This is a genomic window from Pseudomonas fluorescens (assembly GCF_902497855.1).
Lineage (GTDB): Bacteria > Pseudomonadota > Gammaproteobacteria > Pseudomonadales > Pseudomonadaceae > Aquipseudomonas > Aquipseudomonas fluorescens_BI.
In genome coordinates, this window is the sequence record NZ_CABVHU010000001.1 from 798,282 (window position 1) to 811,660 (window position 13,379).

At 55.1% G+C, this 13,379-nt stretch carries 22 protein-coding genes; 14 read left to right on the forward strand and 8 right to left on the reverse strand.

Features of this window, described 5'->3' with window-relative positions; translation table 11 throughout:
• The first annotated feature begins 26 nt into the window (after nt 1-26).
• Entirely contained in the window at nt 27-815 is a 789-nt protein-coding gene (locus F8N96_RS03735; RefSeq protein ID WP_150796620.1) for a hypothetical protein, read from the forward strand.
• 459 nt (nt 816-1,274) lie between these two features.
• On the opposite strand, the gene F8N96_RS03740 is transcribed toward F8N96_RS03735, so the two are convergent.
• From F8N96_RS03740 to F8N96_RS03770, 8 genes are all read right to left on the reverse strand, one after another.
• The gene (locus tag F8N96_RS03740) at nt 1,275-1,760 is read right to left on the reverse strand and encodes a hypothetical protein (protein ID WP_150796621.1); all 486 of its coding nucleotides are present in this window, start codon (nt 1,758-1,760) and stop codon (nt 1,275-1,277) included.
• Between the two features lie 78 nt (nt 1,761-1,838).
• Entirely contained in the window at nt 1,839-2,096 is a 258-nt protein-coding gene (locus F8N96_RS03745; RefSeq protein WP_150796622.1) for a DUF1654 domain-containing protein, read from the reverse strand.
• Nucleotides 2,097-2,518: 422 nt separating this feature from the next.
• Nucleotides 2,519-3,649 (reverse strand): helix-turn-helix domain-containing protein, encoded by a 1,131-nt coding sequence (locus F8N96_RS03750; RefSeq protein WP_150796623.1) that lies wholly within the window; start codon nt 3,647-3,649, stop codon nt 2,519-2,521.
• Nucleotides 3,650-3,651: 2 nt separating this feature from the next.
• Nucleotides 3,652-4,275 (reverse strand): hypothetical protein, encoded by a 624-nt coding sequence (locus F8N96_RS03755; protein WP_150796624.1) that lies wholly within the window; start codon nt 4,273-4,275, stop codon nt 3,652-3,654.
• Between the two features lie 157 nt (nt 4,276-4,432).
• The gene (locus tag F8N96_RS35000) at nt 4,433-4,588 is read right to left on the reverse strand and encodes a hypothetical protein (RefSeq protein ID WP_191635328.1); all 156 of its coding nucleotides are present in this window, start codon (nt 4,586-4,588) and stop codon (nt 4,433-4,435) included.
• A gap of 72 nt (nt 4,589-4,660) precedes the next feature.
• A complete protein-coding gene (locus F8N96_RS03760) occupies nt 4,661-4,912 on the reverse strand; it encodes a hypothetical protein (protein WP_150796625.1) in 252 nt (83 codons plus the stop codon).
• Nucleotides 4,913-4,950: 38 nt separating this feature from the next.
• Nucleotides 4,951-5,139, reverse strand: a complete 189-nt coding sequence (locus F8N96_RS03765; RefSeq protein ID WP_150796626.1) for a hypothetical protein — start codon at nt 5,137-5,139, stop codon at nt 4,951-4,953.
• Nucleotides 5,140-5,271: 132 nt separating this feature from the next.
• A complete protein-coding gene (locus F8N96_RS03770; protein WP_150796627.1) occupies nt 5,272-6,009 on the reverse strand; it encodes a helix-turn-helix transcriptional regulator in 738 nt (245 codons plus the stop codon).
• 107 nt (nt 6,010-6,116) lie between these two features.
• Between F8N96_RS03770 and F8N96_RS03775 the strand changes: the two genes are divergently transcribed.
• The 13 genes from F8N96_RS03775 to F8N96_RS03845 all read left to right on the forward strand — a co-directional run bounded on the left by F8N96_RS03775 (nt 6,117) and on the right by F8N96_RS03845 (nt 13,377).
• Complete coding sequence (locus F8N96_RS03775) at nt 6,117-6,323, forward strand: Cro/CI family transcriptional regulator (protein ID WP_150796628.1); 207 nt, start codon at nt 6,117-6,119, stop codon at nt 6,321-6,323.
• 36 nt (nt 6,324-6,359) lie between these two features.
• Nucleotides 6,360-6,704, forward strand: a complete 345-nt coding sequence (locus tag F8N96_RS03780; RefSeq protein ID WP_150796629.1) for a hypothetical protein — start codon at nt 6,360-6,362, stop codon at nt 6,702-6,704.
• 448 nt (nt 6,705-7,152) lie between these two features.
• Nucleotides 7,153-7,575 (forward strand): phage regulatory CII family protein, encoded by a 423-nt coding sequence (locus F8N96_RS03790; RefSeq protein ID WP_150796631.1) that lies wholly within the window; start codon nt 7,153-7,155, stop codon nt 7,573-7,575.
• Nucleotides 7,576-7,595: 20 nt separating this feature from the next.
• A complete protein-coding gene (locus F8N96_RS03795) occupies nt 7,596-8,021 on the forward strand; it encodes a hypothetical protein (protein WP_150796632.1) in 426 nt (141 codons plus the stop codon).
• Nucleotides 8,008-8,328 carry a hypothetical protein gene (locus tag F8N96_RS03800; RefSeq protein ID WP_150796633.1) on the forward strand — a complete coding sequence of 107 codons (321 nt, stop codon included), beginning with the start codon at nt 8,008-8,010 and terminating at the stop codon, nt 8,326-8,328. The genes F8N96_RS03795 and F8N96_RS03800 overlap by 14 nt, the downstream gene beginning before the upstream one ends.
• 68 nt (nt 8,329-8,396) lie before the next feature.
• The gene (locus F8N96_RS03805) at nt 8,397-9,101 is read left to right on the forward strand and encodes a phage antirepressor KilAC domain-containing protein (RefSeq protein ID WP_150796634.1); all 705 of its coding nucleotides are present in this window, start codon (nt 8,397-8,399) and stop codon (nt 9,099-9,101) included.
• Entirely contained in the window at nt 9,101-9,850 is a 750-nt protein-coding gene (locus tag F8N96_RS03810; protein WP_150796635.1) for a DnaT-like ssDNA-binding domain-containing protein, read from the forward strand. The genes F8N96_RS03805 and F8N96_RS03810 overlap by 1 nt, the downstream gene beginning before the upstream one ends.
• Nucleotides 9,847-10,527, forward strand: coding sequence for a replication protein P (locus tag F8N96_RS03815; RefSeq protein ID WP_150796636.1), 681 nt, complete (start codon nt 9,847-9,849; stop codon nt 10,525-10,527). Before F8N96_RS03810 ends, F8N96_RS03815 begins: the two co-directional genes overlap by 4 nt.
• 192 nt (nt 10,528-10,719) lie before the next feature.
• Nucleotides 10,720-11,022 (forward strand): nuclease domain-containing protein, encoded by a 303-nt coding sequence (locus F8N96_RS03825; RefSeq protein WP_150796638.1) that lies wholly within the window; start codon nt 10,720-10,722, stop codon nt 11,020-11,022.
• A 112-nt stretch (nt 11,023-11,134) separates the two neighbouring features.
• The gene (locus F8N96_RS03830) at nt 11,135-11,563 is read left to right on the forward strand and encodes a VRR-NUC domain-containing protein (RefSeq protein WP_150796639.1); all 429 of its coding nucleotides are present in this window, start codon (nt 11,135-11,137) and stop codon (nt 11,561-11,563) included.
• A complete protein-coding gene (locus F8N96_RS03835) occupies nt 11,560-12,840 on the forward strand; it encodes a tyrosine-type recombinase/integrase (protein WP_150796640.1) in 1,281 nt (426 codons plus the stop codon). Before F8N96_RS03830 ends, F8N96_RS03835 begins: the two co-directional genes overlap by 4 nt.
• A 19-nt stretch (nt 12,841-12,859) precedes the next feature.
• A complete protein-coding gene (locus F8N96_RS03840; RefSeq protein ID WP_191635329.1) occupies nt 12,860-13,060 on the forward strand; it encodes a hypothetical protein in 201 nt (66 codons plus the stop codon).
• Complete coding sequence (locus F8N96_RS03845) at nt 13,057-13,377, forward strand: hypothetical protein (protein WP_150796642.1); 321 nt, start codon at nt 13,057-13,059, stop codon at nt 13,375-13,377. Before F8N96_RS03840 ends, F8N96_RS03845 begins: the two co-directional genes overlap by 4 nt.
• Nucleotides 13,378-13,379: the final 2 nt, after the last annotated feature.

Below are 13,379 nucleotides of genomic sequence, written 5' to 3' on the forward strand. Positions count from 1 at the left end.
TCTAGTCGAAATCAGAGGCGAATGCCATGGATGCGAAGAACCTTGCCGTACTGATGCAACTCAAGGAGCTGATGAGTAGTAAGGATGTCGATGAGTTGAGAAGTACCGAAAAATCAGTGTCGACGGTCGAAAGCAGGGTCCCGCCTCAGGCGCCAAACGACAGAAAAATAAACCGAACTGGCTCACCCGGTCGACTTGATGAGCGTGCGATCTACAGAGGGGTTTATGTAGGTCGTACTCATTACAAAGCTTTGGTTGAGGCTGTCTCTTCAACCGGCACAGCGAACATCCTGCAAAAGCTAGAGGCGCTAGCCTTCTATCTGGAAAAAGCTCCTGACGATATGGGCGCACTCAAGGCATTTGACCGGCTTTCCGTGGCAAGCACGGAACCTGCAAGATCAGAACCAAGGAAGAGGCCAACAGCAAAGCCATCGAAGTTATGCTCTGATATTCAAATCAGAGCCGAGTGCTGTAAGTGCCACAATGTGTATGCAGTAAGCTTCAACAGCGTTCCGCCGAGCTGGGAGTGCAAAAGCTGCATAAGACTTGAAAAGCTTTCCAGGCAAAACGAGGCTCAGGCTCTGGTCGATCGCCAGTACGCTAGCGGCACAGACAACAAGGTCAGGAAAATCGAGATGAGAATCAAGTCTCTAAAAGCAATCCTAGATTCAGGAAATATTGAAAATCCTAGAGGCTTGATGATTCAGATTAGCCAACTCGAAAAACTACTAAAACTCGAGAAGGCTCACGCCATATCAGGATTTCGAAAAATCCGCGCCCATCAGGTCCACGGCAGCTACGGCTCATCTAAGTAAAACGCTTTCCATAAAGACCTGCCTAGGGCGTTATGGAGAGCGTCCGGCCCACGCTTGGCGGGCCGGTAATCTCTTTCTCGGGGGATCTGAGATCCCAACAGCGGACCGCGGTGTAGTCCATAGAATGGCATCGCACCCGTCATCACTCTTTAATCAAGGACCATCTACGCTGCTGGTCACGGGGTGAGGCGCCCCTGTACCGAACTTAAAGGCGTTCGGCTCGCTGCCTTGACTCTGAGGCCGGTGTTTATCCGGCGAAGGTGAAGCTGTGTGACTAAAGAACGGCAGGCCTCTCGACCCTTCCCCACCTGGCCCCTGATTGGGTGCCGGTTGCGATGGGTGAACAATACCAATGGCATTATTTGTAGTCAATACCAATGGTAATATTATTTCGCTCTGTCGTAAAAAAGCCCGCGCTTGGCGGGCCTCAGGATTGGAGGGGGAAAGTGGGGGAAACAGCTATAAGGCATCGATTTCCGCAATTAATCGATTTAGAGAGGCTTCATAAGCAGTTTTCTCCGCGCTTTCCTCAAGGCCGTCATGTGGGCTGCTGAGCCAGTCTATATAGCCTGACCAAGATCCGTAAAAAGCTGCGAGGGCAGGCTTGAGCTCGGGACGCTTGGATATCTCTTCCTTGTAGTAGTCTCGACCCTTTGGCTTGTTTTCATCGACGCAAGCCTGCGTGGATCGATAAGCAGCCTTCAAAGCTCTTTCGTATTTCGAGCTGGTCGGGCCGTTGTTTCGGCCAACCAAAAAAGCCTCGTTATAGGTGCTGGTGCTGTCAATTCTGCAAGCAGCCTTCAAGCCCTCCATTCGATCCAAAAAACTGAGCTCGACCTTTGCTGTCCCTGCTTCAGCAATGCCGCCAAGAAGCACATAGGCAAGGTAGCGGCTATACGGTATTTCATGGTTTCCATCCGTTGAGGAGAGCCCGAACTTTACCATTCGTGGCGTACCGCCACCATTGGCGCGGGGAGCGGTAAAAAAGCCCGCACATCAGCGGGGCTTCATTCCTCGCCATGATCAATCTTCGTCAGGCGTCACCCACGATATCTCGACGCTGCCGTCATCCAAGAAGTCGAGGGTGACGTTATCCGCCTCGCCAAACTCCTCCAATACGCCTTCCCAGTATTCCGGCGCCTCTTCAGGAAGCCGAGTCAGGATTGCGGACTTTGCCTTTTGGGCGCTGGGCGAGTTGATGATCTTCAGTACCCGCAGCCCCACAAGCTCATAAGGGGAGGGCGGTTTAGGAAGGGTGGGTGCTTTCTTTGCCTTCGCCATGATCATTCTCGAATTAACTGTATAAATGAACAGTATTTTATCCGAGGGTAAAAGGCAAGGCGGGGAGAGTACTTTGTACTCCACTGGGCCGCGGACGGAACAAAACCCCCACGGAGGGGGCTTAAGTACCTATGAAAGGAGCAATGCAGCGCAACGCACCAAGCGTGGGCGTAGAAACGAGAAAGCCCGCACGGGCGGGCTCTCTGTAACAGCTTGCACTTACACAGGGGCGCTGATCCGTCAGCTGAACCCAGTGTAGACGGGGTCTGCGGCGGCGCAAGGCAGATACGAAAAACCCGGCGCTGGGCCGGGCTTTCTGTAAACGTAGCCAAATCCCTTTGGCTGGACTGCATTGTGCCGAGTAGGTGTGACGAAGGTGTGACAGGGTAGATACGATCAACCCAGCGCTGGTTCGGACTTTTCTATTTGCGCAGCTGAAACGAAATGACGTTATTAGGTGCTTCTTCGGTAGGCAGGAAATACGATTCCGGCTTCGCTGACATTTCGGCAAGACGACCGGCGGGTAGCGGTATTAGTCTGGCAATGTCATCTTTGGAAAACTTTCCCTTAGCTTCCAAAAAATCGATCATGTCGCTGATGAGTTTGCTAGTTTCCTTGGGCGTTTCTTTATCAAGCGGCTCGCTTTTTCTACCACCTGGAAGGACTGCAAGCTGTTTAAATACGTATATGCTTTGATTTTCAGTTATAAGCCCTAACGATCTTGCTCTCACCGCCAGAGCAGCTATGGAAATGCCCCATCGTCTTTTAAGGTGAATCAATGCTTCAAGAGAACACGAAGTGAACTCCTGCAATATTGACTGCCGAGGGCAGAGAAAAGCGCCAGCAAAAAAATTTGCCTGATCTTCTTTCAGTTGAACGAGTTCATCGTCTTCATGGTCTTCATCGGAGACAGCTGTATGCATTATTAGATGACCTAGCTCATGTGCCAGATTGAATCTATGGCGTGCGTTGCTGTTTTGCTTTTCAGTAATGATATAAGCCAAATTTCCACGCCAATTAGAAAATGCTTGAGTTTGGCGATCCATGGACAACTGAGCTACAAAAATTCCGTTGCTTTCCAGCAGCCTGGTCATGTTGCTAATTGGACCCGCCCCTAGCTTCCAGAATTTCCTAGCCTCGAGTGCGATTTTCTCAATATCGTCCCAAGAAAGCTCTGTGAAGTCTTCCGCTGGTGATTTGTAGATATTTGCGCCTGGGTAATTTATGTCAGCTAGCAACGCTTGAGAAAACTCAGCAAACCATGACTCTTGCACTACTGCCTTAGTACGTGATTTTTTTGCAGTTGTCTTAAAGCTTCTGAAGTGTGATGGGGTAGTGATTTCTTGGATGGGCTTCGATATAGAGTAAAAAAAATCTATACTGACCTCTAGCACCTTAGAAATTTTAGAAACATTTTCATACGTGGGTGTCTTGGTTCCTTTCTCGAAAATCGATACAGCCTGCCTAGTAACTCCAATACGATCAGAGAGTGCGGCCATTGTAAATCCGGCTGCCTGTCGGGCTTCAGTTAGTCGTGTAGGGTTGAATTTCATAGTTAACGAGCTTTTTTACTTTGTTCAAATTCTTTCGTAAGTTGTTCGAAAAGATTGTCGAGGTTGTCTTCAATTTTTTCTTCGCGAACTTCTTCAAACTTGGGTAGGGGGATCTGACGTGTATAGAGTGATACTTTGCAGTTGGCGTCGGGAATAACCAAGCTCATAAACTCTAGATTCGATTTAGAACCATGCAGCAATTGCCCGCAAACAATATCACTTTCATTGTCATCATAAGACTCAGAAAACAAATCCATATTTGGACTGGATAGGACTCTGTTGTACAACGAGCTTTTCAACATCTTTGTTCTTGAGCTATTGACGTTGTGAGCTGTCAGTACGAGACGCCCAGAGCGCAGCACAATATGTTTAGAGGAGCCATTTCTGTTGCTTTCCATTCTTGCGGATATGCCTGATTCGGGTGCAGACCCGGGCACAGCAGAAAGAAAATGATCCACGCAAGCCCTTTTGATATGGCCGGAGGCCGCCATCGCGTTCGTTCCAAGGACAGCATTACCGCGAATAATTTCCGACGAAGCTCTGTAGCCAAGAGCTATGGCTTTTGAAATCGCTGCCATCTTATCGAAGGAAAGGTCGGTATCAATAACTTGCGGTAGGCTCGGCATGGTTAGGCACCTGGTTGACATAGGTCGTGTCAACCATTTTGCCTAAAACATCAAAAATGTCAACCGTTATGTTGGCAATGCAGTCTATTGAAGTGCCTTGGGTTTGCCTCTCACAACTATTCCCGCCTTCACCTTAGCCCTGCCAGCATTGCCCAAGCTACCCATAGAGCCCGTTCAACACCACTAACTCGATGGTGGCAATCGCCACGCAAAGTGCAATAAAGCCAGGCGAGAACACCCGCTTGCGGTTAGATGCGTTTGAGCCCATCCATAACGCATCAACTAGGTCGTTGAGGGCCGAGAGAAAATCCATCAGTCATCCACCTTCGCGCGGACGTCGCGCTTAAGGTTTTGCTTCAGATTGTTGAGCTCCATGATCGCCCTCCTAAATATCCCCGCCTGGCCATCTATTCATCTCTTTATCGTGAACAATCCTCCCGGCCTTCACCTCATCCGCAAGCGCCGCCAGCCGATCTGCATTCTCATAGAGCTTCGCAATCAGCTTCAGGACAGCTGCCACCTCGACATCCCGGCAGTCCTTGGTGATTCTCAGTACTTCGTCTGCGGCCTGCTCAAGGCTGAATCCAAGCGCCTTAAGTTCGCGGCGTAGGTCTTGGTTGGGTTTGGTGAGGGGCATGGTGATCTCCTACAATTCCCGCCGTGCCAGTCCGGCATTTAGCCTGCCGCAGCGATTCTCAGCTCTATCGAGACCTGAAGAAGCTTATGCGCCTGGATCGAGACATCCACTGCCAAGCTCTCACTTCCGGCGTCTGCAAGCATTGAGGCCAAATCAAACAGCTTGCCCACCTCGATCTCGATGGTGCTGACGGTCTCCGCTATCTGGTATTTAAGTGAGTGCGCCATGCATAAGTCCTCGTTCCAGATCGGCTGGGACTCCCGTGTGCCAGGCAGGCAGTTCGCCGTAGCTCTAATGGTTCTCCGGAGAACAGTTACGGCGTTAACCATTACCTTGGCGGGAAAATCCCCGCTGCGGGACTACCCAACACCGCCGCCACGCCAGATCACGCGCCCAAGGATCGGCATGGTGTGAATTGAGCTGTCTGACACTGGTTCGTCCGGGTTCGCGGCCTTGTCGGGGCTGTCGCTCCTAATCACCCATGTCCCGGAGAGCTGCTGAATGAGTCGCTTAATGCTGTTCCCGCCATCCGGGCGTCGGATCACATATACCTGCTTGTCCCTTGGCTCTGTCTCTGACGTGTCAAACAGCACGACATCACCCTCAAAGATGTACGGCTCCATGCTGTCGCCATGTGCATACATGACGAATAGATTCTCAGGCTTCGCATTCATGCGCTTCAGCCAATCCCGCTTGAATACCAGGCCTTCAGTCAGTTGGACGTGTTCGTTTAGGTAGCCGTCGCCACAGGAGCCTTTGGCTCTGAACTGGGGAATGAGAGCGTAATCTTTTTCGCTAGGAGAGCCGAGGTCGCGAGGCTCTCTGTCTACGGCCTGGGCAATTTTTTCCATTTCTTCTGCCAGGCGCTCACTGAATTCAGAGACATCGACCTGAAGAATTTTGGCAAAAGAGGCGGCCACAGATGCATTCAATGGGTTTACTCCATTGAGGTAGTGGCTGACCGAGCTTTGGTTCATATCCAGCGCGTGCGCCAGTTTTTCCTGAGTCAATCCGAGATCGGATTTCTTTGAGTTAAAGATTGCCTTCAATCGGAGGCATTCGTCTTTTTTGTCTTGCGGTAGGGGCTTCTTGCTCATGCCGCGATCTTATTCCCATCGGTAATATTCAAACAAATGCCATTGGCATTGCACAAGAGAAATGCCAAAGGTAATATTCTGCTTATGAGCAACCATGGAGAAGAGCCATGAGCAGAGTCCACATCAAAGAATTCGCGAGAAAGCGCGGCCAAACCAAAGCAGCAGAGCTGCTCGGGCTAACTCAGGGCGCCCTCAACAAAGCGCTGCGTGTAGGTCGTGACATTTATGTCACCGAGACCTCTGACGGTTCTTTCTTTGCCGAAGAGGTCCGCCCCTTTCCCAGCCAGGCCCAATTTAAAAAAGCTGCCGCCTAACCCAGCCCCGTCACCACCGACCCCGGAAGTGAACCAATGGCCTACGACAACAAGACGCATCGCAACACTCACCAGCTGAAGTCGCGCCTGAATGACGACGCCTACGCCGCTATCAAGGCGGAAGCGCTGGCGCGTGAGATTCAGCCGGGCGCCTTGGTTCGCGATCTCACTTTGGCGGCTTTGCGATTCAAAGAGGATTACGGCTACTTCCCTTTGATCGATGACAACGAGCTAGACGGCTTTCCGGCGCTGGGTGAACTGGCCCGCGAAATGAAAATTCAGCCAAACGCATTAGTTCGCGACCTCATTCGTGCGGCCTTGAAAGCCAAGCGAGAGCAGGGCGCTATTCCCCAGGTCAACGACAAGAAACTCAGCGCCTGATTAGGCCATGGAGGAGGCACCAATGCCTGCAATACCGGAAGTAGGGCAGTACACGCAGGACGAGAAGGACGAGCTTGAGCGGTGGGCTGACGAGGTTGGGATCGGCATGGACCAGCTGGCCGACCGGATCTTGCAGATAACAGAGCAGCGCGTAGTCGAGCGGCGAAGTGCTGCTCGCCTTGCAGCAGACAAAGCAACCTCGCGAAGCCGCCTAGCTGCTCATTGCGCACAAGGGGCGCAGACAGAAAACGTGGTTTCCATTTTTCCCGTGAGGTAACGGTCCGGCCCCTAATAAGGGGCCACACAAGGGATTGGGCCAAGCGGGGTTGGCACCTAATTAGGGGCCAAGAAGAAAAGAAGGTCATGGGTTCATCCCTGATCAGTTGATGAACGAATGATCGCCTTGTTGGCATAACGCCACCACGGAAACAGAGACGAGGTTTTACGAATGGACAAGTTCTTGCGGGCCTGCCACGACGCGGTCAAGGACAACGAGGCGAAGTCGCTGAGCGCCAAGATGGGTGTTCCGCATGTGAGCCTGCTCCAGCGCGCAAACCCGGACAACGACGCTCACCACCTGACTATTGAGCATCTGTACGGAATCTTGCTGCACACCGGCGACAAAGGTCCGCTGGCGGCCTTGGCTAACGAATTCGGTTTTGACTTGGTGGCGCGTGAGCGTCCTGCTCCGAAACCGCTGCTGACTGCGCTGGGTCACCTGTCAGCAGAGTGCGGCGACGTGGGTCGATTGATCTTCGACGCCACTGCGGACAATCACATCAGTCAGCACGAAAAAGCCCAGGGCGATAAAGCCATCCAAGAAGCCATCGACGCGCTGCACGTGCTGCGCGAATCGCTGAAGGCTGCCTGAGTTTCAACAGGAGAAATACCATGCTTGAACCGAGTATTCGTCAAATCGCAATCCAAGCCATTGCATCGCAAGTGTCCGGCACGCCGGCTGAGGCTGCCATACAAATCCTGGAAGGGATTGCAGTTATCGACTTCCCTGGCAAGCCATTCGTGATCTGGCCAGCCGGCCTTCCTCCCGCAGAGCAGATCGTGGCGCTTGAGCTTGAGCTAAAGCGAATCCGCCACGCCAATCAGAGTGCGGCGGATTATTGGGCTATGCGCGAGTCGCATCCTCGGGTGGATTCAGGCGCACGCCTCGAACATCAAGATACTCAAAGTCGTCCAGAAGCTTCTGGTACGCCTGCTGCGGAAGTCGAAGATCAGTCAACTCCCGATGAAGCAACAGAAGAAGCTGCTCTTCATCCAGCGCAAAAGCCTGCTCAGGGAGCCAGTGATGCTTCTCAATGAGGTGGAGCTGGGCGGGGATAAACCCATCAAGGGCTTGCCAGTGAGTGGCGTACTGCTGCCGGTACTTCTCGCAAAAACAGAAGAGCAAGTATCCGGGGTAGGCCTTGTAAGCAGCCTCTCTGTAGTCCCGGTCGGTGACGCTGGTTCCCTCTGGAAGTGCTTTGTGAACCACGGCGTCAATGCGATCTCGCCATTCGCTCTCGTAGTTAATTTTCTTCGTCGTGAAGCTCATATGTCCGGCCTCCGAGGCCTTTTCGTGTGGAAGCCAGAAGCTACCACGGATGCGCCGGACTCTTACACCGCCTGAATCGCAGGCACAAAAAAGCCGGTGGCTAGACCGGCTTCTTTAAAACGTACAACAGTTGAGGGGTCATTATGAACACGATTGCCGCTCCAAGCAATACGGTCACCATGTCGAGCCGAGAGATCTCCGATCTCACTGGCAAGCAGCACAAGGACGTCATCCGTGACATCCGCGTGATGCGCAAGGCGCTGGCAGATGATGGCGCAGATCTGCGCCATCTCCAGGAGTTCAAGGATGGGCGGGGGTACACCGCCGAATTCCATCTTGATCGCGTCCTGACTGAAACCCTGCTGACCGGCTACAGCATCCCGCTCCGCCATCGTGTCGTGACACGTTTGGGCGAGTTGGAAAACGTGTCACGACAGGCTGTCACGATTCCTCAATCCCTTCCCGAAGCACTCCGCTTTGCCGCCGATCTGGCCGACAAGAACGGTGAGCTCCAGCGCCTGATTTCAGACCAGGCTCCAAAGGTCGCTGCCATCAAGCGACTCGCCGCCGCAGGTGGAGCGATCTGCATCACCGATGCCGCCAAGCAGCTTGGTATGGCCCCGGCGCGCTTGTTTGCGTGGCTTGAGCAGCACCGCTGGATATTCCGACGCCACGGGGGGAAACGCTGGGTTGCCTATCAGCCACGCATCACCACCGGTCACATGACTCACAAGGTCACCGCTTTAAAGCCAGACCCGGAAACAGGGATTGAACGGGCAGCATTCGACCCGATGGTTACCCCGAAGGGCCTTACACGTCTCGCTGAACTACTGCAGGAGGCCGCGTAATGGCCGGCGACTGGATCAAATTTGAACTCACCACCCTGGACAAGCCTGAGGTCTGCCAGATTGCGGACTTGGCCGATATCGACCCCGACGCAGTCGTCGGCAAGCTGATGCGTGTGTGGGGTTGGTTCGACCAGCAAACCGAAAGCGGTAACGCTCCGAGCGTTAGTAAAAAGTTACTAGATCGTCTCGTCGGCGTTGTCGGTTTCTGCGAACACATGAAGTCGGTCGCTTGGATGATCGAACTTGACGGCGTGATCAGTCTTCCGCATTTCGAGCGCCATAACGGGAAGACCGCTAAAAACAGGCTCCTCACGGCAAAACGGGTGGCAAATCACAAGGCGAGTAACGGCAAAAGTAACGCTGCGAGCGTTAGCAGTGCGTTACCTAAAGAAGATGTAGAGAAGAATAAAAGACCTCTCTCTGCGCAGGCGCCCGTCGATCCTCGCATGCCCAGCGAAATGACCCTCGACTGGGTGCCGGATGAAACGCTTTTGAAAACCTACGCCTTGCACCGCGGGTTGTCGCTTGACCTGTTCACCGAGGAAGTCCGCGTCGCTTTCACCGGTCACTACGAACCACAGCACCAGGTGAACACCCAGTCTGAATGGGTGGGCATGTTGGTGAAGTGGGTCGCCAACGACAAAGCCCGGGCAGCAGCTTCGAATGTGAAGCCGTTCAAGCCGAAACCAGCCCCGGCATCCGACTTCGATGATGACGACACCGAATGGCAGAACGGGGTGAAGCCATGAAGAACGTCTCCGTGATTTCCCAGGGGCTCTGGAACAAAGCCCAGGCCGGCGAGTTCTTCGCCGCCGATGCGGCCCCGGTCGCGAGTGAAGCCAACAGCACGCTGGTGTCGGCCATCAATGATCTGTTCAAGGAACTGCGGTCCATACGCTCCGCGTGGCGCCAAGCCTGGCCAGACAAAGAAACCTACCAAGCATCGAAGCGGCAGTGGTTTCAGGCGTTCCTCGAGGAAGGCATCTGCACTCAAGGCCAGATCAATTTCGGCATGACCCAGGTTCGAAAGCAGCCTGGTGATTTCATCCCAAGTCCGGGCAAATTCATCGAGTGGTGCAAGCCGACGCCTGAAATGTTGGGCTTGCCGTCACTTGCAGTCGCTCATCGGGAAGCATGCCGTAACGCACATCCGGGGATGGCAGGGCAGGGCAAGTGGTCGCACGACGCGGTCTGGCACACCGCCAAGGAGTGTGGATTCGAAAGCCTGAACAAGCTGGACACAGTGCTCAGCCTCAAACTGTTCGAGCGGAACTACACCATCACGATACGTCGTTTGCTGGCGGGTCTGCCGCTCCAGGCGATGCCCAAGGCCCTGCCAGCTCGCGCCGAAGCCAAGGTTACGCCAGAGGTTGGAAGGGGCGCACTGGCCCAAATGCGCGCCAAGTTGGGAGGTGCACGTGCCTAATCCACATCTCGCCCCAGCTGATCCAGCCGAGTACCGCTTTGCCGTGCACTGCTGCGGTTACAAGTGGGACCTGACCGACAAGCCCGATCGGGCAGTGGCGCTTTTCGAACACTCATCTGCCGCCCTGAAATTCGGACAGATGATGTGGCCGAGTACCTACGAAGTTATCGATCGCACGACTGGAGAGCGGGTATGCGCGTGACCTCGAAGAAGCTTCGTGCCTCGGCCAACGGCCAGGAATGCACCGTGCGCATGCCGGGCACCTGCAATCACAACCCAGCTACGACTGTGCTCGCGCACCTGCCGTGCGGCCAGAAGGGCATGGGCATGAAGGGCTTCGACACTGTCGCCGTTTACGCCTGCAGCGCCTGCCATGACGCCATTGACGGCCGCGGCGCTGGCGACGTGGATTGGCAGGACATGCTTCGCGCAGTCGCTGAAACACATGAGGCCTTGATTCGGGCCGGGATACTTACCGTTAAGGGGGCTGCATGAACGACATTTTGATCCACCTATGGCTTGGCTTCATGCTGATTGTGGCCGCCGGCGTTTGGTGCGGCATTCGCCGCTACGGGCGCCGGATCAAGATTGCTCAAGGTGACCGCAAATGAAGGCGGCCGAGATGAAGCTGTTCAAGCAGAAGCCGGCGCGCGCCAAGTCAGTCGACCGAGAAGGCCAAGAGCAGGCCGCGTTGCTGTCCGAGATCGAGCTGCGTTATCCGCAAGTGTTCGAACTGATCTACCACGTTCCCAATGGCGGTCACCGTCACAAGCTGGTAGCTATGAAGCTGAAGCAGCAGGGTGTGAAGGCGGGCATTCCTGACCTGGTCCTGCCAATGGCTCGCGGGGGCTACTTCGGCCTCTACATCGAATTCAAAGCCACCATCGATCCTGCGGCTGTATCGGCCAGCCAGGCGGCCTGTATTCGGCGCCTGAATGAGCAGGGCTATCTCGCGGTCGTCTGTCGAGGGCACTTCGACGCGATGGAGCAGATCCGCGCCTACCTTCGTCTCGTTCCCACCGTGGTGGCCGCATGAGCCAGACACTGCTGACCACCTTCACCGACACCGAGATCCGGCGCCAGGCCGGAAACGCGGATGTCCGCGACATGCGTGATGCGCGCTACCCCGGCGTGTATTTCCGGTTTCACCAGAACCGGGACCGCGGGACGTGGCACCTGGTGGTGGGCAAGAAGTGGGAAAAGATCGCCGGCTTCCCGGAGCTGCCGGTGAAAGGGCTGATCAACGCTTTGCCGAAGATCCGCGAGCGCCTGGCCGCTGATCCGAAGGCGTCGGTCGCTGCCGGCACCTTGCAGACTGTTGGCCAGCTGCTGGACTGGTTCATGGTCCGTCAATCAACGGAGCGAAGCCTGTCGTCGAAACGCCGAGCCACCACCACCTCCATCATCACCTGCCACCTCAAGCCACGCCTGTGTGATCTGCTGGTGGACGAGGTCGACCGGTCCGCCTTGGACAAGATGGTGATGTGGCCGATGCAGGCTGAAATGTCGCTGTCCTACGTCCGGCTGATGTGGGGTGTGCTGGTGGTCGCCTTCCGCCAGGCCGAGAAACTGCGCCTGATCGCCAAGAACCCAATCGCCGGGTTCAAGTTCACCGACTTCACCAAGGCCCGCATTCTGCCGAAGCCTTCCCGGCTGCGTGCCGTCCAGCTGGAAGAGGTGATCGGGCAACTGGCTGACAACTTCGACCAGCACCCGCAGGACTGCATGCTGGCCCTGATGATGCTCTGCCACGGTACCCGCGCCGGAGAAACGCGCCAGGCTCGCTGGGTGCATCTGACCCTGGGTGAGCACGGCGAGTGGTTCATCCCCGCCGAGAACACCAAGACCCGCTGCGAGCATCGCCTGCCACTCACCCATCAAGTGTGCGCGCTGCTGGAGCGGTACCGGGATTGGCAATCGGCCAAGGGCTACAAGGGCGCCTACATGTTCCCGGCGCGCAACCGTGGGCCGATCAGCGACAGCCAGGCCTGTGCCGTGTTCACCCGGCTGGGCAAGGGCGAGTGGACCAGTCACGACCTGCGCAAAGTGGCCCGGACCGGCTGGACTGACCTGGGCGTCGACTTCCTTATTGGCGAGATGCTGGTGAACCACACGCTGACCCGCAACGTGCAGACCTACATCCACACCTCGGCTGAGCTGCTCAAGCGCGAGGCCCTGAACAAGTGGCACGAGTGGTTAGACGGGAAAGGCTTCGGCCTTGTTCACCGCTCGACCATGGCTAGAAACGAAAATTCGCAGAATGCCGCCGAGGCCTTGAACGGCACGGCCTCTAGCCAAATCACGAATCCATAAAAGGCGAGGTTTAAAAATGATGATTCTGCTCGAAAAGCACACAGGCCTCGCCGTGAATCCTGACGATGTCACGTCGATGTGCTACAGCCCGAGTCTGAATGGTGGCAAGTGGTTGATCATCACCACCCGCAATGGCCAGGACCTATCGGTGAAGCACAGTCCGTTTAATGGCGGCACCAATGTGTACGAACTGCATGCTCAACTGCTGGAGGCTCTATGAAGAAGAGTCACGGCCCGGCCTTCCGCGCCGCCCAGCTCGATTTAGCTAGGTGCTCTGTTTGCAAGGGAAAAGCGGTGGTCAAGCAGGTCTTCCACGAGATGGCTTGCATTCAATGCAACGCCTCTGGCTGGGTTACTGCCGAAACCGGCGAGGCGTTGCCGCTTGAAGTGCTGGTGACGCAGTTGAGCATCCGTCTGCAGGCCGCCGAGCAGCAGATCGAACAATTGAAGCGTGGCCCGTTGATGTCGGGCCCGGCCGCTCAATACGAACAGAACAACCGCCGCGGTACCGGCGGATCGAACTTCACAGGGGATTGAGC

What these genes read in the sequence shown, in the direction of transcription:
- F8N96_RS03760 (WP_150796625.1), bottom strand. Translation starts at nt 4,912, where the DNA reads ATGCCCCTCACCAAACCCAACCAAGACCTACGCCGCGAACTTAAGGCG.
- F8N96_RS35000 (WP_191635328.1), bottom strand. Translation starts at nt 4,588, where the DNA reads ATGGATTTTCTCTCGGCCCTCAACGACCTAGTTGATGCGTTATGGATG.
- F8N96_RS03740 (WP_150796621.1), bottom strand. Translation starts at nt 1,760, where the DNA reads ATGGTAAAGTTCGGGCTCTCCTCAACGGATGGAAACCATGAAATACCG.
- F8N96_RS03750 (WP_150796623.1), bottom strand. Translation starts at nt 3,649, where the DNA reads ATGAAATTCAACCCTACACGACTAACTGAAGCCCGACAGGCAGCCGGA.
- F8N96_RS03770 (WP_150796627.1), bottom strand. Translation starts at nt 6,009, where the DNA reads ATGAGCAAGAAGCCCCTACCGCAAGACAAAAAAGACGAATGCCTCCGA.
- F8N96_RS03835 (WP_150796640.1), top strand. Translation starts at nt 11,560, where the DNA reads ATGAGCCAGACACTGCTGACCACCTTCACCGACACCGAGATCCGGCGC.
- F8N96_RS03745 (WP_150796622.1), bottom strand. Translation starts at nt 2,096, where the DNA reads ATGGCGAAGGCAAAGAAAGCACCCACCCTTCCTAAACCGCCCTCCCCT.
- F8N96_RS03840 (WP_191635329.1), top strand. Translation starts at nt 12,860, where the DNA reads ATGATTCTGCTCGAAAAGCACACAGGCCTCGCCGTGAATCCTGACGAT.
- F8N96_RS03805 (WP_150796634.1), top strand. Translation starts at nt 8,397, where the DNA reads ATGAACACGATTGCCGCTCCAAGCAATACGGTCACCATGTCGAGCCGA.
- F8N96_RS03810 (WP_150796635.1), top strand. Translation starts at nt 9,101, where the DNA reads ATGGCCGGCGACTGGATCAAATTTGAACTCACCACCCTGGACAAGCCT.
- F8N96_RS03765 (WP_150796626.1), bottom strand. Translation starts at nt 5,139, where the DNA reads ATGGCGCACTCACTTAAATACCAGATAGCGGAGACCGTCAGCACCATC.
- F8N96_RS03790 (WP_150796631.1), top strand. Translation starts at nt 7,153, where the DNA reads ATGGACAAGTTCTTGCGGGCCTGCCACGACGCGGTCAAGGACAACGAG.
- F8N96_RS03830 (WP_150796639.1), top strand. Translation starts at nt 11,135, where the DNA reads ATGAAGGCGGCCGAGATGAAGCTGTTCAAGCAGAAGCCGGCGCGCGCC.
- F8N96_RS03735 (WP_150796620.1), top strand. Translation starts at nt 27, where the DNA reads ATGGATGCGAAGAACCTTGCCGTACTGATGCAACTCAAGGAGCTGATG.
- F8N96_RS03775 (WP_150796628.1), top strand. Translation starts at nt 6,117, where the DNA reads ATGAGCAGAGTCCACATCAAAGAATTCGCGAGAAAGCGCGGCCAAACC.
- F8N96_RS03755 (WP_150796624.1), bottom strand. Translation starts at nt 4,275, where the DNA reads ATGCCGAGCCTACCGCAAGTTATTGATACCGACCTTTCCTTCGATAAG.
- F8N96_RS03825 (WP_150796638.1), top strand. Translation starts at nt 10,720, where the DNA reads ATGCGCGTGACCTCGAAGAAGCTTCGTGCCTCGGCCAACGGCCAGGAA.
- F8N96_RS03795 (WP_150796632.1), top strand. Translation starts at nt 7,596, where the DNA reads ATGCTTGAACCGAGTATTCGTCAAATCGCAATCCAAGCCATTGCATCG.
- F8N96_RS03800 (WP_150796633.1), top strand. Translation starts at nt 8,008, where the DNA reads ATGCTTCTCAATGAGGTGGAGCTGGGCGGGGATAAACCCATCAAGGGC.
- F8N96_RS03815 (WP_150796636.1), top strand. Translation starts at nt 9,847, where the DNA reads ATGAAGAACGTCTCCGTGATTTCCCAGGGGCTCTGGAACAAAGCCCAG.
- F8N96_RS03780 (WP_150796629.1), top strand. Translation starts at nt 6,360, where the DNA reads ATGGCCTACGACAACAAGACGCATCGCAACACTCACCAGCTGAAGTCG.
- F8N96_RS03845 (WP_150796642.1), top strand. Translation starts at nt 13,057, where the DNA reads ATGAAGAAGAGTCACGGCCCGGCCTTCCGCGCCGCCCAGCTCGATTTA.